Here is a 27,000-nt window from a genome sequence, read left to right on the forward strand (position 1 = left end):
ACAGTGAAGCAAGTATTGATCTGCGATATTCAGCTCTGGGCCGCGTCATGGCAAGCTTGGCCCCTCCTCCGACGAACAATGCGACCTCGTGGGAGCGGGCTTGCCCCGCGATGGCAGCGCCAGACTCACAGGCGCCATCGCGGGGCAAGCCCGCTCCCACGCAAATCGCGCCAAGGCCCCCATGGCGAAGCGACTTCTCACACTCCTTGTACTGCTACTCTGCGCCGCCGCCCTCTGGTGGGCCTACGACAGCTTCCAGTCCCGCTACCTGCGCACCTTCGACAACCAGACCACCTTCTTCGACGGCAGCCAGCTGCGCCTGCCCCCCGAGCTGGCAGGCCCGGGCCCGATTCGCGTGGTGCACTTCTGGGACCCGGCGTGCCCGTGCAACGTCGGCAACCAGCAGCACCTGGGCGAACTGGTCGAGCACTTCGCGCCGCAGGGCGTCAGCTTCCATGTTGTGCAGCGCGCCGGCAGCCACGGCCAGTTGCCGGCCAACCTCGCCGCGCTCAAGCCCCTGGCCAGCCTGCCCGGCAGCGAGCAGCTGCCAGCCACCCCCGCCGTGGCGATCTGGGACCGCGACGGCAACCTCGCCTACTTCGGCCCCTACAGCGAAGGCGCGGTGTGCAACTCCAGTAACAGTTTCATCGAGCCGATCCTCACGGCGCTAAATGAAGGCCGCCGGGTGCAGGCATCCAATACCCTGGCCGTCGGCTGCTATTGCCCCTGGGCCGGCTGACGCACCCGCGCCGGATTGCCCACCACAACCGCCCCCGCCGGCACATCGCGGGTTACCACACTCCCGGCGCCCACCACCGCATTGTCGCCGATAGCCACCCCCGGCAGGATAATCGCACCGCCACCGATCCATACATTGTCGCCGATGGTCACGGGACACCCGCGTTCCAGACCGCTACGGCGCAACTCATGATCCAACGGATGGTCGGCGGTATAGATCTGCACCGACGGAGCAATCTGGCAATCGGCACCGATGCGCACTGGCAGCACGTCGAGGATCACACAGTTGAAATTCATGAAGGTGTTGGCGCCCACGCTGATGTTGTAGCCGTAGTCGCAGTGGAACGGCGGTCGGATCACCACCCCTTCGCCCACGCTGGCGAAATGCGCCTTCAACAAATCATGGCGCGCCTCATTAGGTTGCTCGACGCTGCCGTTGTAGCGATGCATCCACTGCCGGTTGGCCGCCTGCTCGGCTTGCAGCTCGGGGCAGCCTGCATGGTAGAGCTGGCCTGCCAGCATTTTCTGTTTTTCGCTGAGGGACATGGAAACTCCTTCCAGGGGACTATGCTCAGTTCGCGAATCCACCGATGATCGGACCACATTTTCTCGTTCGAGTGCACAAGGAGTCTCGATGAAGCGCAGCCTGACCTTGCTGGCGGTGGTGATCGCCGTGGCCGCCGCAGGCGCCGGTTACTGGTACGTGCGGGACAAGCAGCCGCAACGTGACGGCGAGGTGGCCGTCGGCGGATTGCAGGCGCCGGTCAGCGTACGTTTCGATGCCCGGGGCGTGCCGCACCTGCAGGCCCAGAACGAGCAGGACCTGTACCGCGCCCTGGGCTATGTGCACGCCCAGGACCGCCTGTTCCAGATGGAGATCATGCGCCGCCTGGCCCGTGGCGAGCTGGCCGAGGTGCTGGGCGAGAAGTTGCTGCCCACCGACACCCTGTTCCGCAGCCTGCGCATCCGTGACCAGGCAGCCCTGATGGCGCAGCGCCAGGACCGCCAGTCGCCGGCCTGGCAGGCGCTGCAGGCTTACCTGGACGGCATCAACCAGTGGCAAGCCAGCCATCCCAAACCGATGGAGTTCGACCTGCTCGGCATCCCGCCACGCCCCTTCACCGCCGAGGACACCCTGAGCATCGCCGGCTACCTAGCCTACAGCTTCGCTGCGGCGTTTCGTACCGACCCCGCGCTGACCTACATCCGCGACCAGCTCGGCCCCGACTACCTGAAGATCTTCGACCTTGACTGGCAGCCCGACGGCGCCGTGGCCACGCCCCTGGCCGCCGCCGACTGGCGCAGCCTGGAGCAGCTGGCGCGGCTGAGCCACGACGCCCTGGGCGATGCCGGCATCCCGCAGTTCGAAGGCAGCAACGCCTGGGCCGTGGCCGGCAGTCGCACCCGCAGTGGCCGGCCGCTGCTGGCGGGCGACCCGCACATCAGCTTCGCCGTGCCGGCAATCTGGTACGAGGCGGAGCTGTCGGCGCCGGGGTTCAACCTGTATGGCTACTTCCAGGCGCTCAACCCGTTCGCCCTGCTCGGCCACAACCGCGATTTCGGCTGGAGCCTGACCATGTTCCAGAACGACGACGTCGACCTGATCGCGGAGCGGACCAATCCGCAGGACCCCGAGCAGGTGATGGTCGACGGCAAATGGCAGCCACTGGAAAAGACCGAGCAAAAGATCGCGGTCAAGGGCGCGGAACCTGCCAGCATCACCCTGCGCCGCTCGCCCCATGGGCCGATCGTCAACAACGTGCTCGGCGATACCGCCGGCCCGACGCCCATCGCCATGTGGTGGGCCTTCCTGGAAACCGACAACCCGATCCTCGAAGGCTTCTACCAGATCAACCGCGCCGACACCCTGGGCCAGATGCGCGAGGCGGCCGCCAAGGTCCAGGCGCCGGGGCTGAACCTGGTATGGGCCAATGCCCGGGGCGATATCGGCTGGTGGGCGGCGGCGCGCCTGCCGATCCGCCCGGACGGCGTCAACCCGGCGTTCATTCTCGATGGCACCAGCGGCCAGGCCGCCAAGCCGGGCTTCTACCCGTTCAGCACCAATCCGCAGCAGGAGAATCCGGCCAGCGGCTACATCGTCTCGGCCAACTACCAGCCGCCCGGCGCAATCCCGGTGCCCGGCTACTACAACCTGGCCGATCGCGGTCGTCAGCTCGATCGCCAGCTGAGCGACCCGGACATCAAGTGGGACACCCAGAACAGCCAGGCCCTGCAGTTGGACACCAGCACCGACTACGGCCCGCGTACCCTGGCACCGCTGCTCGGCACCTTGCGCAATATCGTCCAGGGCGACGAGGAGAAGGAGCTGGTCGAGCAACTGGCCGCCTGGCGCGGCGATTATCCGCTGGACTCCACCAGTGCCACACTGTTCAACCAGTTCCTCTACGAACTGGCGTTCGCCGCCCTGCACGACGAGCTGGGCGATACCTGGTTCCCGGTGTTGATCAGCACCCGCGCCATCGACGCCGCCCTGCCCCGCCTGGCCGCGGACCCGGCATCGCCGTGGTGGAACCAGCGCGGCGCCAGCGAACGCACCGACCGTGGCGCCATCGTGCGCCTGGCCTGGCAACGCAGCCTCAAGCACCTGCGCGAGACATTCGGCAAGGATCCGGCCAGTTGGCAATGGGGCAAGGCCCACACCCTCACCCACAACCATCCAATGGGGGTGAAGAAGCCGCTCAACCTACTGTTCAATGTCGGCCCGTTCGCCGCGCCCGGCACCCACGAGGTGCCGAACAACCTGTCGGCGAAGATCGGCCCGGCGCCCTGGCCGGTCACCTACGGCCCTTCCACCCGCCGGTTGATCGACTTTGCCGACGCAGGCACCGCGCTGACCATCAACCCGGTCGGGCAGAGTGGCGTGCCGTTCGACCGGCATTACGGCGACCAGGCCGAAGACTATATCGAGGGGCGCTATCACAAGGCGCGGATGGGGGTGATTCCGGCGCAGAGCACGTTGCGGCTGGTGCCGGGGAATTGATTCACCCCATCGCGGGGCAAGCCCGCTCCCACGCACGAATGCCAGTTGTGGGAGCGGGCTTGTCCCGCGATCAGCAGGCGGGGCTCAACCCTGCCACTTGCCGCCTTCGACGATGACGCTTTCAGGCTTGGTGTCGTCGCTCAGTTCCTTGCGCACGTACTGGTCGTACAGCTTGAGCAGGAACTTCTCCTCGCCCAGCTTGGCCAACTCGCTGTTCACCCAATCGCGCAACTCGGTGTTGCCCTTCTTCACGGCCGGAGCAATCGGCGCCTCGTCGCCCAGCAGCTGCGGCAGCACGCGGTAGCCCGGGTTCTGCTTGGCCCAGCTGAACAGGATCAGGTTGTCCTGGGCATAGGCGTCGCCGCGGCCATTGGCCAGGGCGGCCAGCGACTCGGTGTTCTTCTCGAACTTCAGCAGCTTCCAGTCCGGGTGATTCTTGGTCAGCCAGATATCGGCTGTGGTACCGGTGGTGACAATAATGGTCTTGTCGGCCAGGTCGTCGAGCTTCTGCACCGGACTGCCGTCGGCGACGATGGCCTGTACCGCCACGCGCAGGTTGGGGTTGGTGAAGTCCACCGCTTCCTTGCGCTCGGGGGTGACGGTCATGTTGGCGAGGATCAGGTCGACCTTGTCGCTCTGCAGGAACGGAATGCGGCTGGCGGGCTCGACGGCGACGAACTCGACCTTGCTTTCATCGCCCAGCAGGTCCTTGGCGAAGCGGCGGCCGATGTCGGTGTCGAAGCCCACGTAGCGGCCGCTTTCATCGACGAAGCCGAACGGTGGCTTGTCGGTGAACACGCCGACGATCAGCTTGTCGCGGGCCTTGATGGTTTCCAGGTAGCTGGTGGCCGGCGAGGCGTCGGCGGGCTTGGCCGGGTCTTCGGATTTGTTGCAGCCGGCCAGCAGGGCCAGGCCAAGCAGTGGAGCGAGCAGTTTGGCGAACGGGGCAGTCTTCATGACAGTTCCTTGTGCAGTGTCTTGGGCAGGCTTTCGACGAACGAGAATTTCTCCAGGAACTGCTGCGCGCGTGCGGTCTGCGGTTGGGTGAAGAAGCGCTCGGGGTGGTTCTGTTCAAGGATCCTGCCGGCCTCCATGAACACGATGCGGTCGGCCACCGCGCGGGCGAAGGCCATTTCGTGGGTGACGATGAGCAGGGTCATGCCTTCGCGGGCCAGGCCCTGGATCACCTGCAACACCTCCTTGACCATCTCCGGGTCGAGGGCGGCGGTGACCTCGTCGAACAGCATCACCTGGGGGTTCATGCACAGCGAACGGACGATGGCGATGCGTTGCTGCTGGCCACCGGAGAGCTGGCGGGGGAAGGCGTCGCGCTTGTCCAGCAGGCCGACCCGGGCCAACAGCGCCTCGGCCTGGGCCTGGGCCTCGCGACGTTCGCGCTTCTGCACCTTCAGCGGACCCAGCAGCAGGTTGTCGATCACGCTCATGTGGCCAAACAGGTGATAGCTCTGGAACACCATGCCGACCCGCTGGCGCACCTGGCGCCAGTCGGTGTCGGGGCCGAGCAGCTCCTGGCCGTCGAGGCGCAGGCTGCCGCCCTGGGCCTCCTCCAGCCCGTTGAGGCAGCGCAGCAGGGTGCTCTTGCCGCAGCCGCTGGGGCCGAGGATCACCACCACCTCGCCGGCCTGGACCTTGAGGTCGATGTCCGCGAGCACCTGGTGCTGGCCGAAGAACTTGTTGAAGCCTTGGAATTCGATCAATGGATTCATGCGTGGGCCCAGCGTCGCTCCAGCACGCGGGAGGCGGCCGACAGCGGATAGCAGACAAGAAAGAAGAACAGGAACAGCGCGCCGTAGATCAGCACCGACTCGTAGGTGCGTTCGATTATCTGCTGCCCCGCCTTGATCACTTCGACCACGCCGATCAGCACCGCCAGCGAGCTGGTCTTGATGATCCGCGTGTAGATGTTGATGGTCGGCGGGGTCATGCGCTTGAGCGCCTGGGGCAGCAGCACGTAGCCATACAGCTGCCAGCCGCCCAGGCCGATCGACAACCCCGCCTCGCGCTGCCCGCGTGGCAGCGACTGCAAGGCGCCGCGCACCACCTCGCCGACCTCGCTGGCGCCCCACAGACCCAGCACCAGCACCGCGCACCAGAAGCTGGGGATGCTCAGGCCGAAGAAGATCGGCAAGCCGAAGAACACCAGATACAGCCAGACCAGCACCGGAATCGCCCGGAACAACTCCAGGTACACCTGCAGCAGAATGTTCAGCCAACGGTTGCCGAGGGTCGCCAGCACGCCGTAGAGCACGCCGCCCAGGGTGGCGAACAGGATGCCCAGGGCCGAGATCGCCAAGGTCTGCCCGGCGCCCGTGGCCAGTTGCGGCAGCGAAACCAGCAGCAGCTCAATGCCCGAACTGGCCATGTTGCAGCCTCCGTTCCAGGTAGCGCAGCAGCAGCGACAGCGGCAGGAAGATCAGCACGCAGAGCAGGGTCAGCACGGCGAGCATTTCGTAGGTCTTGTAGTACAGGGCGATGTAGTTCTTGGTGGTGTAGAGGATCTCCGGCACCGCCACCGCCGAGACCACGGTGGTCTCCTTGAGCAGGAACACGAAGTTGGCGAACAATGCCGGCAGGCTGAGGATACCGGCCTGGGGCAGGATCACATGGCGCAGCAGCTGCCCTTCGGAGAGCCCGATGGAGCGCCCGGATTCCAGTTGCGCCCGCGGCACGGCCTCGACCCCGGCGCGCAGCACCTCGGTGAGGTAGGCACCGCCCATGAACGTCAGGGTGATGATCGCGGCGGCGAAGCCGGAGACCTTCAGCCCCAGGCTCGGCAAGGCGAAGTAGACGAAGAACAGCTGGATCAGCAGTGGTGTGTTGCGGGCAAGCTCCACGTAGCCCTTGACCAGGCGCCACAGGTACGGCGTGCGCAGCACCAGGATCGTCGCGTTGAGCAACGCCACCAGCAACGAAGTGACGATGGCGATCACCCCGACTTGCAGGGTCACGCCAACGGCCTTGAAGAAGGCCGGCAGTGTGCTAAGCATGAAAGCGGTGTCGAAGCTCATGGAAGGGGCCTCGACACGGAGTCACGAAGGTACGGCATGGGGAAGGTCCAGGGTCGGCACGAGGGTGGCTCGGCGTCGTTTCACGAATGGTGGCGCTGTGCCGGTAAGCACGATCCCTAGACTCTAAAGGCATAAAAATATTTTTATAAATATCTTTATTGCATATCTATATCACCACCCCGTGACGCTCGGAAATTTCCTTCATGACATGCGGATCTTTCCGAATAAATCCCTCTCCAAGGGGTCTCAAACTGTGACTTGCACGGCCCATCACATTCAACAAGGAAGACAACGATGAACAGCCCCTGCTTGCCTGCTTCGAATGAACAACTGCTGTGGCTCCTGGCCCTGCGCCGGGCGCTGGCCAGTCAGCGCTGAAGACGCCATCGCGGGGCAAGCCCGCTCCCACAAGCGTCCCCCACTTTGCGGGAGCGGGCTGCGTGGGAGCGGGCTTGCCCCGCGATAGGGCCGGACCTGCCGAGCCCTCTTCAAGCCAGCCCAAACAAAAACGCCGACGCAAAATGCGTCGGCGTTTTTCGTACCAGGCCGAGTATCAGAACGCCGGCAGTACCGCACCGCTGTATTTCTTCTCGATGAACGCCTTCACTTCCGGGCTGGTCAGCGCCTTGGCCAGTTTCTGGATGGCCTCGCTGTCCTTGTTGTCCGGACGGGCGACCAGGAAGTTAACGTAAGGCGAGTCGCTGCCTTCGATCACCAGGGCGTCCTTGGCCGGGTTCAGGCCGGCTTCCAGGGCGTAATTGGTGTTGATCATGTCCAGGTCGACCTGATCCAGCACACGCGGCAGCATGGCCGATTCCAGCTCGCGGAACTTGAGCTTCTTCGGGTTCTCGGCGATGTCTTTCGGCGTGGCCAGGGCGTTCTTCGGGTCTTTCAGGGTGATCAGGCCAGCCTTCTGCAGCAGAAGCAGGGCGCGGCCACTGTTGCTGCCTTCGTTGGGGATGGCGACGGTGGCGCCATCCTTCAGCTCGGCCAGGCTCTTGACCTTCTTCGAGTAGCCACCGAACGGCTCGACGTGCACGCCGATCACGGTCTCCAGGTGGGTGCCCTTGCCTTCGTTGAAGTTCTTCAGGTACGGCAGGGTCTGGAAGTAGTTGGCGTCCAGGCGCTTCTGGTCGACCTGCACGTTGGGCTGGACATAGTCGGTGAAGACCTTGATCTGCAGGTCCACGCCTTCCTTGGCCAGGGTCGGCTTGATCAGTTCGAGGATTTCGGCATGCGGCACGGGCGTGGCGGCGACCACCAGTTTCTCGGCGGCATTGGCCAGGCCAGCGAACGAAAGGGCGGCGGCCAGGGCGGTGGTCAGCAGGGTCTTTTTCATGGTGATCCTTGTTCTAAAGCTGGGCCATCGCAGATGGCGAGTCGGGTGCCCATCCGTTCGGGTGGGCGTGAAGCGGACAATACCGAGATTTTTTATTCCGTAACAATATCTTTTGATTAGCTGCTTATTCCAAAAACAAATCGCCATCACGACCTTTGCTTATGAGCGGCCACGCACAGCTCTACGGCGCGGATTTGCCCAATTGCGCCAAGGCTGCGCCCAGCAGCCCGCGCAGGTCGGCCAGGGTTTGCGGCTCCCGACTGGCACCCAGTTGCGCGAGCTGACGGGCCAGGCTGGCCAAGGGTGTGATATCCGGAAGGTCGAGATGCGCGGGAAGGATCTCCTCACCATCACTGACCAGCAGGGCGAAGTGAATGACGTTCTCCAGCTCACGGGTATTGCCCGGCCAGGCATGGGCCTCCAGCGCCTGCTGGGCCGCCTCGCTGATCAACGGCAGTGGCCGATCCAGGCGCACGCTGTAGATACCGACGAAGTACTCGGCCAGCGGCAGGATATCGCCGACCCGATCACGCAATGCCGGCAGCTCGAGCTCGCCCTCGTGCAGGTAATGGTAGAGCCGCTCGTTGAAGCGCCCGGCGCGCACGGCCTGTGCCAGGTCGATGCTGGAAGCGGCCACCAGCCGCACATCGACCGCCTGCGGCTGGGCGGCGCCGACCCGGGTCACCTCGCGGTTTTCCAGGGCCGCCAGCAGCTTGCCCTGGATCGCCAGGGGCAGGTCGGCGATCTCGTCCAGGTACAGCGTGCCGCCGTTGGCCGAGCCGAACCAGCCGGCTCGACTGCTGGCGGTACCGCCCTGGGTGCCGGCGCTGTAGCCGAACAGCTCGGCATCGGCGTAGGTCGGGCTGATGGCCGCGCAATTGACCGATACGAACAACCCGCCGCGGTCACTGGCGCGGTGGATCTGCCGGGCCAGCAACTCCTTGCCGGTGCCGGTCTCGCCACGGATCAGCACCGGCAGCGGTTGTGGCGCCAATCGCTCCAGGGCCTGGCGCAGCGCCTGGGAACGCGGATCGACGAACACCAGCGCCTTGGCGCGGATGCTCAGTGGGCTCTTGTCCAGTTCGGGGAAGGTCAGCAACGGCTGGCCGAAAGCAGTGTGAAACGTCATGGAATACTCCCGCCCCAGCCGCAGGCGGCCGGGGATTCGACTCGTTCGAAGAATCCGGCGGATCAGGCGCGGCGCAGCGCGCGCTGATCGACACGGGCCTGCAGGCGGTAGAGGTAGGCGAAGCCCTGTTCCCAACGCTCATGGCCGGACTTGACGTTGATATGCCCGGCGTCGGCCAGCAGCCCGGCCTCGGCGCCCCAGGCCTGGGCCAGGTACAGCGCGCGCGGCACGCTCACCGCCGGGTCGTTGTCGGAGCTGACCACCTGGCTGGGGAACGGCAAGGCCTGCAGTGGAATCGGCGCGAAATTGCGCAAGGCCGGCGCGCAGGTCGGACGCTCGACATCCGCCGGCGCCACCAGCAATGCACCACGTACCCGGCGTAGCAGCTCGGGACTGGCCTGGGCGGCCCAATGGGCGACCGTGATGCAGCCCAGGCTGTGGGCGATGAGAATCACCGGCGAGCGTTCGGCGGCAATCGCCTGCTCCAGCGCCTGGACCCAGTCGCGTCGTTGCGGGGTCAGCCAGTCATGCTGCTCGACCCGGGCGCTGTTGGGCAGGCTGCGCTGCCAGTGACTCTGCCAATGGTTGTCTGGCGATCCTTGCCAGCCCGGCACAATCAGGTAACGAATCGACTCATTGCGCATGGGGACGCCTCCGGAAGTTTGCGTGCTTGGGTGCAAGTATAGGGAGGGGGTTATATTCGTAAAGGAATAAGAAGCTATTTATTAATAACCATAAATTCAAAGCCACAGTGTTCGAGCCCTGCCCCTGCAGGGATCGCGAAAGGCTTCAAATCCGCTTCTCCAATAAAAAAAGGGCCATCCCCTGCCAAGGAAAATGGCCCCTAAGCACTTGCCTGAAGAGGGTATCGCCGGTCAGCGGGCGGTAATCACCGCCAGCTTGCTGATCCCGGCACGTTCGATCGCCGCCATCGCGCGGGCGACCTCGCCGTAGTTCACACCATCGTCGGCCTGCAGCTGCACACGCAGCTCGGCGTCCTTGTCCTTGGCAGCCTTGAGGTTGGTCTCCAGCAGGTCGGGCTGGATCTCGTCCTTGTTGATGAACAGCTTGCCGCTGCCGTCGATGCTCACCACCAGCGGGTCCTTCTGCTCGACCGGGGCCACGGCCTCGGTCTTGGGCAGGTTGATCGGGATGGCATTGGTCAGCAACGGCGCGGTGACGATGAACACCACCAACAGCACCAGCATGACGTCCACCAATGGCGTGACGTTGATTTCACTCAACACTTCATCGCTGTCCTGGGTCGAGAAGGCCATGTCAGGAGGCCTCCTTCACAGGCTGGGTGAAGCCGGTGTGCTGGCGCTGCACCGCCGGGTGCACCAGCACGCGGAAGGCACTCTTCTGCGCCAGGCTGTAGAAGTCGTGGGCGAAGTCGTCGAGGTCCGCCGCGGTCAGCTTCAGGCGACGGAGGAAGTAGTTGTAGACCAGCACCGCCGGCACCGCGACGGCGATGCCCACGCCGGTGGCGACCAGCGCCGCGCCGATCGGGCCGGCCACGGTTTCCAGGCTGGCCGAGCCCGCCGCGCTGATACCCTTGAGCGCCTCCATGATGCCCCACACGGTGCCGAACAGGCCGATGAAGGGCGAGGTGCTGCCGATACTGGCGACCACCGCCAGGCCGGTTTCCAGCGAGCGGCGCTCGCGGACGATCTGCTGGCGCAGGGCGCGCTCCAGGCGGTCCTGGTGGTTGATGGCCTGGCTGAGGTCACTGGCCTGGCCAGGCTCGCCAACCGCGATCGCGGCAAAGCCCGCCTGGGCGACACGGGCGGCCGGGCCGGGCAGGTCGTGGGCGGGCTCGGCGGCAGAGTCGAGGCTGGACGCGGCCCAGAACTGCTGGTGGAAGCGTTTGTCCTGGTTCTTCAGGCGCACGAACTGCACGACCTTGACCAGGGCCAGCGCCCAGGTGGCGACGGAGAAGCCGACCAGCAGCCAGATGACCGCGCTTTCAACGGATTCGAGGGGAGATGCCAACAAGCTCATGATGAAGTCCTTCCTGTATGCGGTCGCAAGTTAACGAAGCTTGAAATCGATCGGTACGCTGACCCAGCCCACCTGGGCCACGTCGCCCTGCTTGGCCGGGACGAAGCTCCAGCGCTTCACCGCAGCCAGCGCAGCGGCGTCCAGGGCGTCGCGGCCACTGCTCTTCTGGATCTGGATCTGCCCCGGCTTGCCACTGGGCAGCACCTCCACGCGCAGCAGCACCGTGCCTTCCCAGCCGCGGCGCTGGGCCATCTGCGGATACTCCGGCGCCGGGTTCTTCAGGTACGCGGCGTTGGCCGAGGCCGGGGTCACTGGCGCAGGTGCGGGTGGTGCAGGTGCCGGGGGTGCTGGCGCGGCAACCGGTGTCGGCGGTGGCGCCTCGACTGGCTTGGGCTGCGGCTTGGCCACGGGCTTGGGCACTGGCTTGGGTTTCGGGACCGGCTTGGGCGCGGGCTTGGCAGCCAGTTCGTCGACCACCGGTGGCGGTGGTGGTGGCTGGACCACAGGGGCCGGCGGCGGCTCGACCACCGGTGGTGCGGGCGCGGCGAACTCGATGGTCATGGGCGGAATCTTCGGCGGGATGACCGGCAGCTCGGGGGTCGGCTGGTGGCTGACCCAGTACGCCGCCGCGCCGTGCAGCACCAGCACCAGCAGGCCCAGCACCAGCTTGTCGCGACGCTTGAGACCGCTGACCGGCGTGCGTTGCAGGCGCAACTGGCCCAGCGGCAGGCGTAGCGTGCGTCCGAGCTCGACCAGATCACCCGATGCCGGGCGCCATGGCTGGTCGTAGGCCCTGACGGCCGTCTGGACATTGCCCATTGCTAAAACTCCTGGGGTTCTTGATTCAGGTGTGTGGCTGAATCATCGGGCCCAGAGACTTAGCTCATAAAGTAATGTTTAAACGTAAAACTAGATCTTAATGGAATAATGATTTTGGTGGTCTGCCCACAGCCCGCGTCGTTCGCGGCCTGCCGCAGAACAGCTCACGAATGATGCCTTGTAGGCATTCAAAATATTCGTTCAAGGCATCAATTCACGCGAGGGCTTCGCCCTCGATCGCGGCACAAGGCCGCTCCTACAGGGCACCGCAATCTCTTATGTAGGAGCGGCCTTGTGCCGCGATCGGCTGCGCAGCAGCCCCGGCAATCTCACAGGCAATAAAAAACCCAGGACCATGCCCGGGTTTTCCATCACAAGCACCAGCTCAGATATCCGCCACCTTCTGCCACACCTTCGGCCGGAAGAACAACGTCTCCCCACGCGCCAGCCCGGTGAGGCTGTCGTGATCCTTGACCACTTCGGCCTCGATCAGCTCGCTCTGCCCTTCCACCTTCAGCGTCACTCGCGTGGTCGCCCCCAACGGACGGATATCGCGCACTTCGGCGGCATGATGCCCCTCGGTCTCGTGGCGCGACAGCGACACTTCGTGCGGACGGAACAGCACGTGGTGCCCTTCGCTCAGCGCCAGGCGGTTGGAATCGCCAAGGAAGTGGTAGACGAAGTCGTTGGCCGGCTTCTCGTATACCTCGCCCGGCGAGCCGATCTGCTCGATCACACCCTTGTTCATCACCACGATGCGGTCGGCGACTTCCATGGCCTCTTCCTGGTCGTGGGTGACGAACACCGAGGTCAGGTTGATGTCCTCGTGCAGGCGCGCCAGCCAGCGGCGCAGCTCCTTGCGCACCTTGGCATCCAGCGCCCCGAACGGCTCGTCGAGCAGCAGCACCTTGGGCTCCACCGCCAGGGCACGGGCCAGGGCGATGCGCTGGCGCTGGCCGCCGGACAGCTGCTCGGGGTAACGGTCGGACAGCCAGTCGAGCTGGACCATGTTCAGCAGCTCATGGACCTTCTCGGCGATCTTGCTTTCGCTCGGGCGCTCGCCCTTGGGCTTCATGCGCAGGCCGAAGGCGACGTTGTCGAACACGCTCATGTGGCGGAACAGCGCGTAGTGCTGGAACACGAAACCAACGTTGCGATCACGCACGTCATGGCCGGACACGTCCTCGCCGTGGAATACGATGCTGCCGTTGTCCGGGGTCTCCAGGCCGGCGATGATGCGCAGCAGGGTGGTCTTGCCGCAGCCGGACGGGCCGAGCAGGGCCACCAGCTCGCCGCTGTGGATATCCAGGTTGATGTTGTCCAGGGCCTGGAAGCTGTTGAAGCGCTTGCTGACGTTACGAACTTCGATCGACATGAATCATTCCTCCGCGGCGCTGTGGCGCAGGCGGTTAATACGGTTCTCGCTCCACTGCTTGAGCAGCAGGATGAAGAGCGCCAGGATCAGCAGCAGGCTGGCCACGCTGAAGGCCGCGACATGGTTGTACTCGTTGTAGAGGATCTCCACGTGCAGCGGCAAGGTGTTGGTAACGCCACGGATATGGCCCGACACGACAGACACCGCGCCGAACTCGCCCATGGCCCGGGCAGTGCACAGCACCACGCCGTAGATCAGGCCCCACTTGATGTTCGGCAGCGTGACATGCCAGAACATCTGCCAGCCGTTGGCGCCGAGCAGGCGCGCGGCCTCCTCCTCCTGGGTGCCCTGCTCCTGCATCAGCGGGATCAGCTCGCGGGCCACGAACGGCACGGTGACGAAGATGGTCGCCAGGACGATGCCCGGCAGGGCGAAGACGATCTGGATATCGTGGTCCTGCAGCCACGGCCCGAACAGGCCCTGCGCACCGAACATCAGCACGTAGACCAGACCGGCGATTACCGGCGACACCGAAAACGGCAGGTCGATCAGGGTGACCAGGATGCTCTTGCCGCGGAAGCTGTACTTGCTCACGCACCAGGCGGCGGATACGCCGAACACCAGGTTCAACGGCACCGAGATGGCCACCGCCAGCAGGGTGAGCTTGAGCGCGGACAGCGCGTCGGGCTCGAAGATCGCTTCGAAGAACGTGCCGAAGCCGTTCTTCAGGGCCTGCGACACCACGATCACCAGCGGCAGCGCCAGGAACAGCGCGAAGACGATCCAGGCCAGGGTGATCAGCACCCGGCGCGAGGTGGCGCTGCTGCGTCGGGCGGCGTTGGCGGCGGCGGTTGCGCTCATGGGTTGACTAGACATTGCCGGCCTCCTTCAAGGGGTTTCGATGCGCCGCTGCAGCAGGTTGATCAGCAGCAGCAGGATGAAGGAAACCACCAGCATCAGCACGCCGATGGCGGTGGCGCCGGTGTAGTCGTACTGGTCAAGCTTGACCATGATCAGCAACGGCAGGATCTCGGTCTTCATCGGCATGTTGCCGGCAATGAAGATCACCGAACCGTACTCGCCCACGCCCCGGGCGAAGGCCAGGGCAAAGCCGGTCAGCCACGCCGGCAGCAGCGCCGGCGCCAGCACGTGGCGGAACACCTGCAGCGGTTTGGCGCCCAGGCAGGCGGCGGCCTCCTCGACTTCACGCGGGATGTCGGCCAGCACCGGCTGCACCGTGCGCACCACGAACGGCAGGGTGACGAAGGTCAGCGCCAGGGTGATGCCCAGGGGGGTGTAGGCGATCTTGAAGCCGAGGTCGGTGGCGAACTGGCCGACCCAGCCCGCCGGGGCGTACAGGGCGGTCAGGGCGATACCGGCAACAGCGGTGGGCAGGGCGAACGGCAGGTCGATCATCGCGTCGATGACCTTGCGCCCTGGGAAGGTGTAGCGCACCAGCACCCAGGCCAGCAGGGTGCCGATCACACCGTTGATGATGGCGGCGAACAGGGCAGTGCCGAAACTCAGTTTCAGCGCGGCCAGCACCCGTGGTGCGCTGATGATGTTCCAGAACTGCTCCCAGGTGAGCTGCGCGGCATGCACGAACATGGCGGCCAGCGGTATCAGCACGATCAGGCTGAGGTACACCAAGGTGTAGCCCAGCGTCAGCCCGAAGCCGGGTATGACGGGGGAAATGCGACGTGACATAAAGGTCCCTGGTTGAACGCACGAAGCCCGGGAGTCATCCCGGGCCGGTGCAGGCTACTGAAGGGTGAAGCGTTGGCAAAGCCCTGTTCGGAACATCGTGGGAGCGGGCTTGCCCCGCGATAGGGCCGCCCCTGCAATCGCGGGGCAAGCCCGCTCCCACGCCATCACGATACATGGTTTGAACAGCCGATCACTGTGCCTGATAGATCTGGTCGAACACACCGCCATCATTGAAGAACTTCGGCTGCGCAGTCTTCCAGCCGCCGAAGTCCTTGTCGATGGTCACCAGGTCCAGTTTCGGGAACTGCTTGCCGAATTCGGCGGCGACCTTGGCGTCACGCGGACGGTAGAAGTTCTGCGCGGCGATCTTCTGGCCAGCCGGACTGTACAGGTGCTTGAGGTATTCCTCGGCGATCTTCTCGTTGCCTTTCTTCTCGGCGTTCTTGTCGACCACCGCCACCGGTGGCTCGGCCAGGATCGACAGCGAAGGCACGACGATCTCGAACTTGTCGGCGCCGCCGTCTTCCTTCAGCGCCAGGAAGGCCTCGTTCTCCCAGGCCAGCAGCACATCGCCCTGGCCGTTGTTGACGAAGGTGATGGTCGAGCCACGGGCGCCGGTATCGAGCACCGGCACGTGCTTGAACAGCTCCTGCACGTAGGCCTTGGCCTTGTCTTCATTGCCGCCGGTCTTCAGGCCGTAGGCCCAGGCGGCGAGGAAGTTCCAGCGGGCGCCGCCGGAGGTTTTCGGGTTGGGAGTGATGACCGAGACGTCCTTCTTGATCAGGTCGCCCCAGTCCTTGATGCCTTTCGGGTTGCCCTTGCGCACCAGGAACACGATGGTCGAGGTATACGGCGTGCTGGCGTCCGGCAGGCGCTTCTGCCAGTCCTCCGGCAGGGTCTTGCCGAGCTTGGCGATCTCGTCGATGTCGCCGGCCAGGGCCAGGGTCACCACGTCGGCGCGCAGGCCGTCGATGACCGCGCGCCCCTGCTTGCCCGAACCACCGTGGGACTGCTGGATCTTCACCTTGTCGCCCGGATGGGCGGCTTGCCAGTGCTTGATGAACTCGGCGTTGTACTGCTGGTAAAGCTCGCGGGTCGGGTCATAGGACACGTTCAGCAGTTCGTAGTCCTTGGCGATCGCGGAACCGGCAAAAACGGCACTGGCCAGGGCGGCAAGCGCATAACGGCGGATGGACATGGTGAAGCTCCCGATTGGCATTTTTCTAGTTTTTGAAGTGATGCGGTGTCAGCCGGACTTGTTGCCGGGCTGCTGCAGGCGGAACTTCTCCTTGCGTTCGATCTGCACCACCTGGGCGTTGTGCACGGTGATCTCCACCGCGCCGAAGCGCAGGTCGCGCAGCGCGCTCTGGATTTCACGCAGAATGGTGGCTTCGTCCTGACCGTCGATGCTGCGCAGAGATGCACTCATGCTCGTTCTCCTGTGAGTAAGGGTGCCGGGCAGAGGTTTGAAGGGGATTTGCGCCTGGCTTGAAGGCAATACTAGTGAGGCGCGGATATTCTTAAAAATACTGTTTAAGAATGTTTATATAACCAACTTTAGGTAGCTACCCTGTAGGAGCGGCCTTGCGCCGCGATGGGCTGCGCAGCAGCCCCGAGAATTCTGCAGGATGCCCACAACCTGGGGCCGCTGCGCAGCCCATCGCGGCACAAGGCCGCTCCTACAGGGGTCAATGTGGTCGCTGTGTCTTGTCCTGCGGCTCGCGAATCTTGTACCAGGCCACATACAGCGCCGGCAGGAACAGCAGCGTCAGCAGCGTTGCACTGATGATGCCGCCAATCATGGCGTAGGCCATCGGCCCCCAGAACACTTCCCGGGCGATCGGGATCATGCCCAGGCTCGCCGCCGCCGCCGTCAGCAGGATCGGCCGGCGCCGGTGATTGGTCGCCTCCACCACCGCATCCCACGGCGTATAGCCCTGCTCCTCGAACTCGTCGATCTGGGTCACCAGGATCACCGAGTTGCGGATGATGATCCCGGCCAGGGCGAGGATCCCGAGGATCGCCACGAAGCCCATCGGCGTGCCCGTGGGCACCAGCGCCAGCACCACGCCGATCAGCCCCAGGGGCGCGACGCTGACCACCAGGAACAGCTTCTGCACGCTGTGCAGCTGGATCATCAGGAAGGTCGCCATCAGGAACAGCATCAGCGGGATAACGTCGGCGATCGGCCCCTGGGCCTTGCTGCTCTCCTCCACCGTACCGCCGGTGGCCACGTCATAGCCCACCGGCAGCTTGCTGGCGAAGTCATCGATGCCGGGCTTGAGTTCGGCCACCAGGTCGGTGGGCTGGATATCACCGACCACCGAGGCCTTGATGGTGATGGTCGGCTTGCGGTCGCGGCGCCATACCAGCGGCTGCTCCTGCTCGTAGCGCACGGTGGCGAAGGCCAGCAGCGGAATCGAGGCGCCGCTGGGCGTGACGATCTGCAGGTTCTGCAAGGTATCCGGCGAGCCGCGTTCGCTGTCTTCGGCGCGGGCCACCACATTGACCAGGTAGATGTTGTCGTTGACCTGGGTGACCGGCACGCCGCTGACAATGCTGTTCATCACATTGGCCACGTCCTCGGACGACAGGCCCAGCTGACGCGCCTTGTCCTGGGCGATCTCGATGCGCAGCACCTTGCCGGGCTCGTTCCAGTCGTAGATCATCTCGCCGATGTGTTCGTTGCTGTCGAGCAGGGTCGCCAGCTCGATGGCGTGCCTGCGCACCTGGTCGATGTCCTTGCCGCTGACCCGGTACTGGATCGGCCGGCCCACCGGCGGCCCCATTTCCAGCGACTGGACGTTGGTGCCAATGCCGACGAACTCCTCATGCAGCAGCTTCTGCAGGCGCTGCATCATGCCCTCGCGCTCCTCGAAGCCCTTGCTGACGATCACCAGCTGGGCGTAGTACGGGTTCTGCAACTGCTGGTCGAGGGGCAGGTAGAAGCGGATCGCGCCCTGGCCGATGTAGGTGCTCCAGCGCACCAGGTCCGGGTCGTCCTTGATCCTCGCCTCCAGGCGGTCGACAACCTTGCGTGTTTCCTCGATCGAGGCGTTCTGCGGCAGGTTGAGGTCGACGAGGATCTCCGGGCGGTCCGACGACGGGAAGAACTGGTTCTGCACGAAGCGCATGCTGAAGATCGACAGGGCGAACAGCACCACTGTACCGATGATGGTCAGCCAGCGGTGGCGCATGCACCACAGCAGCCCGCCTTCGAACGCCCGGCCGACACGCCCGGGCTCGGCCTCGTGGGGCTTGAGCTTGCTGCTGCTGAGGATATGCACGCCCAGTACCGGAGCGAAGAACACCGCCACCACCCAGGACACCAGCAAGGCCACGGCGATCACCGCGAACAGGGTGTAGGTGTACTCGCCCGCGGAACTGGCGTTGAGGCCGATCGGCACGAAACCGGCCACCGTCACCAGGGTGCCGGTGAGCATGGGGAACGCCGTGGAGGTGTAGGCGAAGGTGGCCGCCTGCTCCTTGGTCTCGCCCATCTCCAGGCGCGTGACCATCACCTCGACGGTGATCATCGCATCATCCACCAACAGGCCCAGGGCGATGATCAGCGCACCGAGCGAGATCCGCTGCATGGTGATGTCGCTGTACTCCATGAACACGAAGACCATGGCCAGCACCAGCGGAATCGAGCAAGCCACCACCAGTCCCGCGCGAATACCCAGGCTGACGAAGCTCACCGCCAGCACGATCACCACGGCTTCGAACAGCGCGCTGGTGAAGCCGCCGACCGCCTGCTTGACCACCACCGCCTGGTCGGACACGTTGTGCACGCCAACACCCACCGGCAGGTCCCGAACGATGCTGTCCATCCGCGCCTTCAGGGCCGCGCCGAACACCTCGATGTTGGCGCCGGCCTTCATGCCGATCGCAAGGCCAATGGCGGTCTGGCCATTGAAACGGAACATCGGCGACGGCGGGTCGACATAGCCGCGCTCGATATCGGCGATGTCGGCCAGGCGGAAGAACCGGTCATTGATGCGCAGGTTCACCGTCTGCAGGTCCTTCTCCGAGGCGAATTGCCCGGTGGTGCGCACCGAGATGCGTTCGGGCCCGGCCTCGATCACACCGGCGGGGGTCACTGCGTTCTGCTGCTGCAGGGCTTGCATGGCCTGGCGCTGGTCGATGCCCAGCGCGGCCAGCTTGCGGGTGGAGAAGTTCAGGTACAGCACTTCGTCCTGGGTGCCGATCAGCTCGACCTTGCCGATGTTGGGCACTTCGCGCACCTCGGCCCGCGCCACCTCGACATAGTCGCGCAGCTGGCGCAGGGTGAGGCCGTCGGCGGTGAACGCGTAGATCGAGCCGAACACGTCGCCGAACTCATCGTTGAACGCCGGCCCCTGGATACCTGCGGGAAACTGCCCGCGGATGTCCTGGATCTTCTTGCGTACCTGGTACCAGATCTCGGGGATGTCCTTGGCCTTGGTGGTGTCGCGAAGGTAGACGTAGACCGTGGATTCGCCCGGGCGGGTGTAGCTCTTCACGTAGTCGAGCGAGTCGAGTTCCTCGAGCTTCTTCTCGATGCGATCGGTGACCTGGTACAGGGTCTCGTCCTGAGTGGCGCCCGGCCAGCGGCTCTGGATGACCATGGTCTTGATGGTGAAGGACGGGTCCTCCTCACGGCCAAGGTTGAAGTAGGAGAAGATCCCCATCAGCAGGCCAACGAACATCAGGTACCAGACGAAGGACTGGTGCTTCAGCGCCCACTCCGAGAGGTTGAAGCTTCCTTTCATTGCGCGTCCTCGTCGAAGGTGACCTTCTGGCCGGGCTTGAGGCTGTTCACTCCAGCGGTCACCACGCGCTCGCCGGGCTGCACGCCGGAGGCCAGGACGATGCTGTCGGCGGTACGCTCGATCAACGCGACGTCACGAGTGGCCACGGTTTTCTGCTGCGGATCGACCACCCACACCTGGGGCTTGCCGTCACGTTCAAGCAACGCGGTCAGCGGCAATTCGCTGCGCGGGCTCACCGCCGAGGTCAGGGTGACGCTGACCGCGGTGCCCAGGTGGAAGGCATCGGGCGTGCTGGTCAGGGTCAAGCGGGCGCGGCGGGTACGGGTGGTGGCGTCAGCCTGTGGCTCGAGCTCGCGCAGCGTGGCGGTGGTGTTGATGCCCGGGTCGAGCTGCGAAGCGACGGTAAAGGTAAGGTCCTTGTTCAACTGTTCGGCGAGCGGGATCGGCAGGTCGATCACCGCCTCCTTGACATCCGGACGGGCCAGGGTGACAACGGCCTGACCGGCGCTGACGGTCTGCCCCGCCTCGGCCTGCCAGGCAGTGACCACCGCCGCATGATCACTGCGCAGGGTGCTGTAGCCGAGCTGGTCGCGGGCCTGGCTGACCGCCGAGCGCGCCTGCTCCAGCGCGGCACCGGTGGTTTTCAGGTCGGTCTGGGCGATGTCCAGCTGGGCCTGGGCGCCGACACCACGGTCGTACAACTGCTGCTGGCGGCGAGCATTGGCCTGGGCATTGATCCATTGCGCCTGGACCTTGGCCAGATCGCCCTCGGCTGCGCGCAACTGGTTTTGCTGGTCGGTCGGATCGAGGGTGGCCAGGGTATCGCCAGGGCTTACCCGCGTCCCCACATCCAGCCAGCGCCGGGCAATGCGTCCGGACACCCGAAACCCCAGGGTGCTTTCGTAGCGGGCCTGAATGGCACCGGCAAAGCGGCCCAGCTGCGACTGTACCTGCGGCTCGACCAGCGTCGACAGCACCGGGCGTATCGCCTCAGGCGGCGCCTCATCGCCCCCGCAGGCCCCCAGCATCAGGCTGGCTGACAGTATCAGCATCTGACGTTTCATGGCGCGGCCCCTCCGTCCTTGGCGCTGACCTTCTCGACCTGCATGTCCGGGTGCAGCAGCTGTCCACCGCCCACCACCACGGTCTCGCCGCCCTTGATACCGTCGGCGATCACCACCTTGCCGGTGAGGTAGCGCGCGACCTGGACCTTGCGCAATTCGACCTTGTCGCCCTCGCCCACCACCCACACCGCCGGCTCCTTCAGCGCCTTGGTCAATGCCGACCACGGCAATTCGATGCTGGGCCGGCCCTGGGTGTTGCCAGTGGCCGTGACCGGTGAGCCCAGCTGCATGCCGGCCGGCACGTTGCGCAGCGCGACCTTGACCTGCACCGTACCGCTCTCGGCGGACACCGTCGGGGTGATCTCGCGGACCCGGCCTTCGGCCTTGATCGCCGGGTTGTCCAGCAGGCTGACGACGACGCCCTCGTCGCTGGGGGATTTCACCAGCAGCGATTCGTAGACATTGAACACCGCGTCACGGTCGCCATCGACCGCCAGGCTGAAGATCGGCATGGTCGCCTGCACCACCTGGCCGACCTCGGCCTGGCGCGCGGTGATCACCCCGTCGGCTTCGGACACCAGCGCCGTGTAGCTCAACTGCTCATTGGCGTTGGCCAGCTGCGCCTGGGCGGCCTTGAGCGCACTCTGGCTGCTGCGCAGCGCGGCTTCGGCGGAATCGTACTCGCTCTGGCTGGTGTAGCCCTTGGGCAGGAGCTTCTGCTGGCGCACGAACGCGGCGCTGGTCTGGGTGACCCGGGCCTGCTCGGCGAACACCTCGGCCTTGGCCGAGTCGACGTTGTTCTGCAGGTCCTTCGGATCCAGGCGCGCCAGCACCTGGTTGGCCTTGACGTGGTCGCCGACATCGACACTACGGGCGATGATCTTGCCGCCCACGCGGAACGACAGGTCGGTCTGCACCCGCGCCTGCACGTCACCGGTCAAGGTGACCCGGGCGGCAAAGTCGGTGGGTTGCACCTGTTGCACCGCGACCCGGGGCAATACCGGGGCGGCCTCTTCCTTGCCACAGCCCGTAAGCATGAACAGCAGCCCCAGGCAAACGACCGACGATGGACGTGTCAACGTCATTCGGGCTCCTTGCTTGCGCGCAGATGATTCGTGGGATGCGACTGTTAGCGTAGATCAGGGATTGGAAAAGGGTACTGGGCTGGAATTCGTGGTGGCCGGAAGGGCCTCTTCGCGGGTGAACCCGCTCCCACAGGTATCGAGTGCACCTTGGCCCCTGTGGGAGCGGGTTTACCCGCGAAAGGGCCATCAAAGCCAGCACCACTTCTTGCCATATCCAGAAACCATCCGCAGCAAAGGCTCTTCATTCCAACCGCTACCGTTCAGAAGAGATGTGTTTTCAAGGAGTGACTCGAATGCCTGTCGCCCAATCCCATCTGCTGCGTCGTGGCCGCTTCTCCGAGCCTGAAAGGCTCTACCTGCTGACCACTATCACTCACCAACGCAAGCCTCTGTTCCACGACTTCCATCATGCGCGTCTGGTCGTTCAGCAACTGCGTCGATCAGATCAGGAACAAGCCTGCCGATCACTGGCCTGGGTCGTGATGCCGGATCATCTGCATTGGTTGATCGAGTTGAAGTCGGTAACGCTCGGAACACTGATGCGCAGGTTCAAGTCGCGTTCCAGCCTTGAACTGCACAAGGCTGGTGTCAGGCATCATCCGATCTGGCAGACCGGATATCAGGACCACGCATTACGTCGGGAAGAGAATGTGGTCCATGTCGCCAGGTACATCGTTGCCAATCCGTTGCGGGCGGGGCTGGTCACTAGCGTCAGGGACTATCCGCATTGGGATGCGGTCTGGCTTTGAGGCGGCGGGAGGCATTCGCGGGTAAACCCGCTCCCACAGGGACCGAGATGCACACAAGTCCTGTGGGAGCGGGCTTGCCCCGCGATGCGTCGGCTCAGGCCTGCGCGGTGGCCTGGGCCGGACGGCGGGTCTGCGGCTGCGAGACGTTCGCTGCGGCGCCCTCTTCGATGGCCTGCTGGATCGCCCGACGGCGACGCTCTTCGGCCTGGCGGCTGAAGTACCAGACCAGGAAGGTCACCAGCGACACCGACAGCAGGATCAGGCTGGCCACGGCGTTGATCTCCGGCTTCACGCCCAGGCGCACGGCCGAGAACACTTCCATCGGCAAGGTGGTCGAGCCCGGGCCGGAGACGAAGCTGGCCAGCACCAGGTCATCCAGCGACAGGGCGAACGACATCATGCCGCCCGCCGCCAGCGACGGCGCGATCATCGGGATGGTGATCAGGAAGAACACCTTCCACGGCTTGGCGCCCAGGTCCATGGCCGCCTCTTCGATGGACAGGTCCAGCTCGCGCAGGCGCGCCGACACCACCACCGCCACATAGGCGGCGCAGAACGTGGTGTGGGCGATCCAGATGGTGACGATGCCACGCTCCTGGGGCCAGCCGATCATCTGCGCCATGGCCACGAACAGCAGCAGCAGCGACAGACCGGTGATCACCTCGGGCATCACCAGCGGCGCGGTGACCAGGCCACCGAACAGGGTGCGGCCCTTGAAGCGGGTGACCCGGGTCAGCACGAAGGCCGCCAGGGTGCCCAGCGCCACCGCGGCGACCGCCGTGTAGCAGGCGATCTCCAGCGAGCGCATCACCGAACCCATCAGCTGGGTGTTGTCGAGCAGGCCGACGTACCACTTCACCGACCAGCCGCCCCACACCGTCACCAGCTTCGAGGCGTTGAACGAGTAGATCACCAGGATCAGCATCGGCAGGTAGATGAACAGCAAGCCGAGCACCAGCATCAGCTTGGAGAAACTGAAGCGTTTCATGCGCGGCCCTCCATCTCTTTGGCCTGGCTACGGTTGAACAGCAGGATCGGCACGATCAGGATCGCCAGCATCACCACCGCCAGGGCGGACGCCACCGGCCAGTCGCGGTTGTTGAAGAACTCCTGCCACAGCACTTTACCGATCATCAGGGTTTCCGGGCCGCCGAGCAGTTCAGGAATCACGAACTCGCCCACCACCGGGATGAACACCAGCATGCAGCCGGCGATGATGCCGTTCTTCGACAGCGGCACGGTGATCTTCCAGAAGCTGTTGAAGGTGCTCGAACCCAGGTCCGACGCGGCTTCGAGCAGGCTCTCGTCATGCTTCACCAGGTTGGCGTACAACGGCAGGATCATGAACGGCAGGTACGAATAGACCACGCCGATATACACCGCCAGGTTGGTGTTGAGGATCTGCAGCGGCTGGTCGATCAGGCCCAGCCACAGCAGGAAGCTGTTGAGCAGCCCGTTGTTGCTGAGAATGCCCATCCAGGCATAGACGCGGATCAGGATCGCGGTCCAGGTCGGCATCATGATCAGCAGCAGCAGGACGGTCTGCGACTCCTTCTTGGCCTTGGAGATGGCGTAGGCCATCGGGTAGCCGATCAGCAGGCACAGCAAAGTGCTGAAGAAGGCCACCTTCAACGAACCGAGGTAGGCCGCGATATACAGCTCGTCCTCGGTGAGCAGGCCGTAGTTGGCCAGGTTCAGCACCAGCTGCACCTTGCCTTCGAGATAGGTGTAGATCTCGGTGTACGGCGGGATCGCCACGTCGGCTTCGGCGAAGCTGATCTTCAGGACGATGAAGAACGGCAGCATGAAGAACAGGAACAGCCAGATGAACGGCACGCCGATCACCATGTGCCGCCCTTCGGGGATCAAGCGCTGGAGGGCTCGTTTGAGCTTTCGTGGTTTCATGAGCGCAGTACCACGCCGCTGTCGTCTTCCCACCACACGTAGACTTCGTCATCCCAGGTTGGGCGAGTGCCCTGGCGCTCGGCGTTGGCGACGAACGACTGGACGATCTTGCCGCCGGGCAGCTCGACGTAGAACACCGAGTGGCCGCCGAGGTAGGCGATATCGTGGACCTTGCCGCGCGACCAGTTGTGCTCGCAGGTCGGCTGCTCGGTGGTGACCAGCAGCTTCTCCGGACGCAGGGCGTAAGTGATGTGCTTGTCCTCGACCGAGGTGGTGACGCCGTGGCCGACGTAGATCTTGCGCTCCAGTTCCGGGCTGGCAATGATCGCGTGGCCTTCGGCGTCGTCGACCACCTCGCCCTCGAACAGGTTGACGTTGCCGATGAACTCGCAGACCAGACGGCTGGTCGGGGTTTCATAGACGTCGATCGGGCTGCCGATCTGGGCGATCCAGCCCAGGTGCATGATGGCGATGCGCTGGGCCATGGTCATGGCCTCTTCCTGGTCGTGGGTCACCATCACGCAGGTCACGCCCACGCGCTCGATGATCTCCACCAGCTCCAGCTGCATCTGCGAGCGCAGTTTCTTGTCCAGCGCGCCCATCGGCTCGTCGAGCAGCAGCAGCTTGGGACGCTTGGCCAGCGAACGGGCCAGGGCCACCCGCTGGCGCTGGCCACCGGACAACTGGTGCGGCTTGCGCTTGGCGTACTGGGTCATGTGCACCAGCTTGAGCATCTCGGCCACGCGGGCGTCGATCTCGGCCTTGGGCATCTTGTCCTGCTGCAGGCCGAAGGCGATGTTCTGCGCCACGGTCATGTGCGGGAACAGCGCGTAGGACTGGAACATCATGTTGATCGGCCGCTCATAGGGCGGCATGTCGGTGATGTCGACGCCATCGAGGAAGATCCGCCCTTCGGTCGGACGCTCGAAGCCGGCCAGCATGCGCAGCAAGGTCGATTTGCCGGACCCGGAGCCGCCCAGCAGGGCGAAGATCTCGCCCTTGCGGATTTCCAGGGACACATCGTCCACGGCTACCGTTTCGTCGAATTTTTTCGTGACCCGGTCGATCTTGACCAGCACCTGCTTGGGTTGCTGGCCACCCTCGAGGGCTTTCTTATAGGCACCGGAGGCAACTGCCATGAGTGAAACTCCCAACAAGATTTATGTGCCCGCCGCTGCGCTGGCGGGCCTGGATTGTTACTTGCCCGACTTGACCTTGGTCCAGCTGCGGGTCATCAAACGTTGCACCTTGGGTGGCAACTCGGCGTTGACGAACATCTTGTCCAGCACTTCCTGCGGTGGGTAAACCGCGGCGTCAGTCCTCACGGCCTGGTCCATCAGGTCGCCAGCCTTGGGGTTCGGGTTGGCGTAACCGACGTAATCACTGACCTGGGCGATCACCTCAGGTTTCAGCAAATAGTTGATGAAGGCGTGGGCCTCCTTGACGTTGCTGGCGTCCTTGGGAATCGCCAGCACATCGAACCAGAGGTTGCCGCCTTCCTTGGGAATGGCGTAGGCCAGCTTCACGCCCTTCTTCGCTTCTTCAGCGCGGGCCTTGGCCTGGAAAATATCGCCGGAGAAGCCAGCGGCCACGCAGATATCGCCGTTGGCGAGATCGCTGATGTACTTGGAAGAGTGGAAGTAGGTCACGTACGGGCGCACGGCCAGCAGTTTCTCTTCCGCCTTCTGGTAGTCCTTGGGGTTGCTGCTGTTCGGGTCCAGGCCCATGTAGTTGAGCACCGCCGGGAGCATCTCGTCGGCCGAGTCGAGGAAGGCCACGCCGCATTTGCTGAGCTTCTTCATGTTCTCGGGTTCGAACAGCACCGCCCAGGAGTCGATCTTGTCGGTGCCCAGCGCCGCCTTGACCTTCTCGACGTTGTAGCCGATGCCATTGGTGCCCCACAGGTAGGGGACGGCGTACTGGTTGCCCGGGTCGTTCTTCTCCAGACGCTTCATCAGCGCCGGGTCGAGGTTCGCGTAGTTGGGCAGCAAATCACGGTCGAGCTTCTGGAACGCGCCCGCCTTGATCTGCTTGCCGAGGAAATGGTTGGACGGCACGACCACGTCATAACCGGTGCGTCCGGCCAGCAGCTTGCCTTCCAGCGTCTCGTTGCTGTCGAAGACGTCGTATTTCGGGGTGATGCCGGTTTCCTTCTGGAAATCGGCAAGGGTATTCGGACCAACATAGTCGGACCAGTTGTAGATGTGCACCGTGGGCGCCGCTTGGACGCTGCAAGCCAGCGTCAGACCCGCTCCAGCCATCAAGGCCTTGCGAAATACAGAAATAGACAAGTGGGTGGTCCTCA

The 27,000-nt window shown here is 64.4% G+C and carries 26 protein-coding genes; 3 read left to right on the top strand and 23 right to left on the bottom strand.

The genetic code is table 11. The features are described from left to right. Positions 1–181: 181 nt before the first annotated feature. On the top strand, positions 182–739 hold the full coding sequence (locus VUG52_RS25870) for a DUF6436 domain-containing protein (RefSeq protein ID WP_050707411.1): 558 nt from the start codon (positions 182–184) through the stop codon (positions 737–739). Here the strand turns inward: VUG52_RS25870 and VUG52_RS25875 are convergent. Beyond that, positions 718–1,284 carry a sugar O-acetyltransferase gene (locus VUG52_RS25875; RefSeq protein ID WP_331832256.1) on the bottom strand — a complete coding sequence of 189 codons (567 nt, stop codon included), beginning with the start codon at positions 1,282–1,284 and terminating at the stop codon, positions 718–720. The two genes, VUG52_RS25870 and VUG52_RS25875, sit on opposite strands and share 22 nt — an antisense overlap. 88 nt (positions 1,285–1,372) lie before the next feature. On the opposite strand from VUG52_RS25875, the gene VUG52_RS25880 reads away from it, so the two are divergent. Then, positions 1,373–3,739, top strand: a complete 2,367-nt coding sequence (locus VUG52_RS25880) for a penicillin acylase family protein (protein ID WP_331832257.1) — start codon at positions 1,373–1,375, stop codon at positions 3,737–3,739. A gap of 84 nt (positions 3,740–3,823) precedes the next feature. Here the strand turns inward: VUG52_RS25880 and VUG52_RS25885 are convergent, their stop codons facing one another. The 18 genes from VUG52_RS25885 to VUG52_RS25970 all read right to left on the bottom strand — a co-directional run bounded on the left by VUG52_RS25885 (position 3,824) and on the right by VUG52_RS25970 (position 22,041). Further along, positions 3,824–4,696, bottom strand: coding sequence for a transporter substrate-binding domain-containing protein (locus tag VUG52_RS25885; protein ID WP_262950736.1), 873 nt, complete (start codon positions 4,694–4,696; stop codon positions 3,824–3,826). After that, entirely contained in the window at positions 4,693–5,466 is a 774-nt protein-coding gene (locus tag VUG52_RS25890; protein WP_331832258.1) for an amino acid ABC transporter ATP-binding protein, read from the bottom strand. Before VUG52_RS25890 ends, VUG52_RS25885 begins: the two co-directional genes overlap by 4 nt. Beyond that, positions 5,463–6,122: an amino acid ABC transporter permease gene (locus VUG52_RS25895; protein ID WP_050707416.1), complete on the bottom strand. Its 660-nt coding sequence runs from the start codon at positions 6,120–6,122 to the stop codon at positions 5,463–5,465. The genes VUG52_RS25890 and VUG52_RS25895 overlap by 4 nt, the downstream gene beginning before the upstream one ends. Further along, on the bottom strand, positions 6,103–6,768 hold the full coding sequence (locus tag VUG52_RS25900) for an amino acid ABC transporter permease (protein ID WP_186732404.1): 666 nt from the start codon (positions 6,766–6,768) through the stop codon (positions 6,103–6,105). The genes VUG52_RS25895 and VUG52_RS25900 overlap by 20 nt, the downstream gene beginning before the upstream one ends. 553 nt (positions 6,769–7,321) lie before the next feature. After that, positions 7,322–8,107 carry a MetQ/NlpA family ABC transporter substrate-binding protein gene (locus VUG52_RS25905; protein WP_050707418.1) on the bottom strand — a complete coding sequence of 262 codons (786 nt, stop codon included), beginning with the start codon at positions 8,105–8,107 and terminating at the stop codon, positions 7,322–7,324. Positions 8,108–8,288: 181 nt separating this feature from the next. Next, a complete protein-coding gene (locus tag VUG52_RS25910; RefSeq protein ID WP_050707419.1) occupies positions 8,289–9,236 on the bottom strand; it encodes a sigma 54-interacting transcriptional regulator in 948 nt (315 codons plus the stop codon). 62 nt (positions 9,237–9,298) lie between these two features. Continuing rightward, positions 9,299–9,880: an alpha/beta hydrolase gene (locus VUG52_RS25915; protein WP_050707420.1), complete on the bottom strand. Its 582-nt coding sequence runs from the start codon at positions 9,878–9,880 to the stop codon at positions 9,299–9,301. 231 nt (positions 9,881–10,111) lie between these two features. Then, on the bottom strand, positions 10,112–10,513 hold the full coding sequence (locus VUG52_RS25920) for an ExbD/TolR family protein (RefSeq protein WP_028688526.1): 402 nt from the start codon (positions 10,511–10,513) through the stop codon (positions 10,112–10,114). Between the two features lies 1 nt (position 10,514). Beyond that, positions 10,515–11,237 (bottom strand): MotA/TolQ/ExbB proton channel family protein, encoded by a 723-nt coding sequence (locus VUG52_RS25925; RefSeq protein ID WP_028688527.1) that lies wholly within the window; start codon positions 11,235–11,237, stop codon positions 10,515–10,517. Between the two features lie 30 nt (positions 11,238–11,267). Then, positions 11,268–12,056, bottom strand: a complete 789-nt coding sequence (locus VUG52_RS25930; protein ID WP_050707421.1) for an energy transducer TonB — start codon at positions 12,054–12,056, stop codon at positions 11,268–11,270. 385 nt (positions 12,057–12,441) lie between these two features. Next, on the bottom strand, positions 12,442–13,431 hold the full coding sequence (locus VUG52_RS25935; protein WP_011536261.1) for a sulfate/molybdate ABC transporter ATP-binding protein: 990 nt from the start codon (positions 13,429–13,431) through the stop codon (positions 12,442–12,444). A 3-nt stretch (positions 13,432–13,434) separates the two neighbouring features. Beyond that, positions 13,435–14,307 carry a sulfate ABC transporter permease subunit CysW gene (gene cysW / locus VUG52_RS25940; RefSeq protein ID WP_050707422.1) on the bottom strand — a complete coding sequence of 291 codons (873 nt, stop codon included), beginning with the start codon at positions 14,305–14,307 and terminating at the stop codon, positions 13,435–13,437. Between the two features lie 12 nt (positions 14,308–14,319). Beyond that, positions 14,320–15,138, bottom strand: a complete 819-nt coding sequence (gene cysT, locus VUG52_RS25945) for a sulfate ABC transporter permease subunit CysT (RefSeq protein WP_028688531.1) — start codon at positions 15,136–15,138, stop codon at positions 14,320–14,322. A gap of 190 nt (positions 15,139–15,328) precedes the next feature. Further along, positions 15,329–16,336 carry a sulfate ABC transporter substrate-binding protein gene (locus VUG52_RS25950; RefSeq protein WP_050707423.1) on the bottom strand — a complete coding sequence of 336 codons (1,008 nt, stop codon included), beginning with the start codon at positions 16,334–16,336 and terminating at the stop codon, positions 15,329–15,331. Positions 16,337–16,384: 48 nt separating this feature from the next. Beyond that, entirely contained in the window at positions 16,385–16,567 is a 183-nt protein-coding gene (oscA, locus tag VUG52_RS25955) for a sulfur starvation response protein OscA (protein ID WP_016489716.1), read from the bottom strand. 259 nt (positions 16,568–16,826) lie between these two features. Further along, complete coding sequence (locus VUG52_RS25960; RefSeq protein ID WP_050707424.1) at positions 16,827–19,892, bottom strand: efflux RND transporter permease subunit; 3,066 nt, start codon at positions 19,890–19,892, stop codon at positions 16,827–16,829. Further along, positions 19,889–20,956 (bottom strand): efflux RND transporter periplasmic adaptor subunit, encoded by a 1,068-nt coding sequence (locus VUG52_RS25965; protein WP_050707425.1) that lies wholly within the window; start codon positions 20,954–20,956, stop codon positions 19,889–19,891. Before VUG52_RS25965 ends, VUG52_RS25960 begins: the two co-directional genes overlap by 4 nt. Beyond that, positions 20,953–22,041: an efflux RND transporter periplasmic adaptor subunit gene (locus tag VUG52_RS25970; RefSeq protein WP_050707426.1), complete on the bottom strand. Its 1,089-nt coding sequence runs from the start codon at positions 22,039–22,041 to the stop codon at positions 20,953–20,955. The genes VUG52_RS25965 and VUG52_RS25970 overlap by 4 nt, the downstream gene beginning before the upstream one ends. Positions 22,042–22,334: 293 nt before the next feature. Between VUG52_RS25970 and VUG52_RS25975 the strand changes: the two genes are divergently transcribed. Then, positions 22,335–22,790, top strand: a complete 456-nt coding sequence (locus tag VUG52_RS25975; protein WP_050707427.1) for an REP-associated tyrosine transposase — start codon at positions 22,335–22,337, stop codon at positions 22,788–22,790. Between the two features lie 94 nt (positions 22,791–22,884). Here VUG52_RS25975 and VUG52_RS25980 read toward each other — a convergent pair whose 3' ends face one another. The 4 genes from VUG52_RS25980 to VUG52_RS25995 are packed head-to-tail and all read right to left on the bottom strand — an operon-like array spanning position 22,885 to position 26,986. Beyond that, the gene (locus tag VUG52_RS25980; protein WP_050707428.1) at positions 22,885–23,778 is read right to left on the bottom strand and encodes an ABC transporter permease subunit; all 894 of its coding nucleotides are present in this window, start codon (positions 23,776–23,778) and stop codon (positions 22,885–22,887) included. Continuing rightward, a complete protein-coding gene (locus VUG52_RS25985; RefSeq protein WP_177330865.1) occupies positions 23,775–24,656 on the bottom strand; it encodes an ABC transporter permease subunit in 882 nt (293 codons plus the stop codon). The genes VUG52_RS25980 and VUG52_RS25985 overlap by 4 nt, the downstream gene beginning before the upstream one ends. Positions 24,657–24,691: 35 nt before the next feature. Next, the gene (gene potA, locus VUG52_RS25990; RefSeq protein ID WP_028688539.1) at positions 24,692–25,834 is read right to left on the bottom strand and encodes a polyamine ABC transporter ATP-binding protein; all 1,143 of its coding nucleotides are present in this window, start codon (positions 25,832–25,834) and stop codon (positions 24,692–24,694) included. 57 nt (positions 25,835–25,891) lie between these two features. Next, a complete protein-coding gene (locus VUG52_RS25995) occupies positions 25,892–26,986 on the bottom strand; it encodes a polyamine ABC transporter substrate-binding protein (protein ID WP_050707430.1) in 1,095 nt (364 codons plus the stop codon). Positions 26,987–27,000: the final 14 nt, after the last annotated feature.

Origin of the sequence: Pseudomonas sp. LH21, from assembly GCF_036549575.1 — a bacterium.
In the GTDB taxonomy this organism is placed as follows: domain Bacteria; phylum Pseudomonadota; class Gammaproteobacteria; order Pseudomonadales; family Pseudomonadaceae; genus Aquipseudomonas; species Aquipseudomonas peradeniyensis.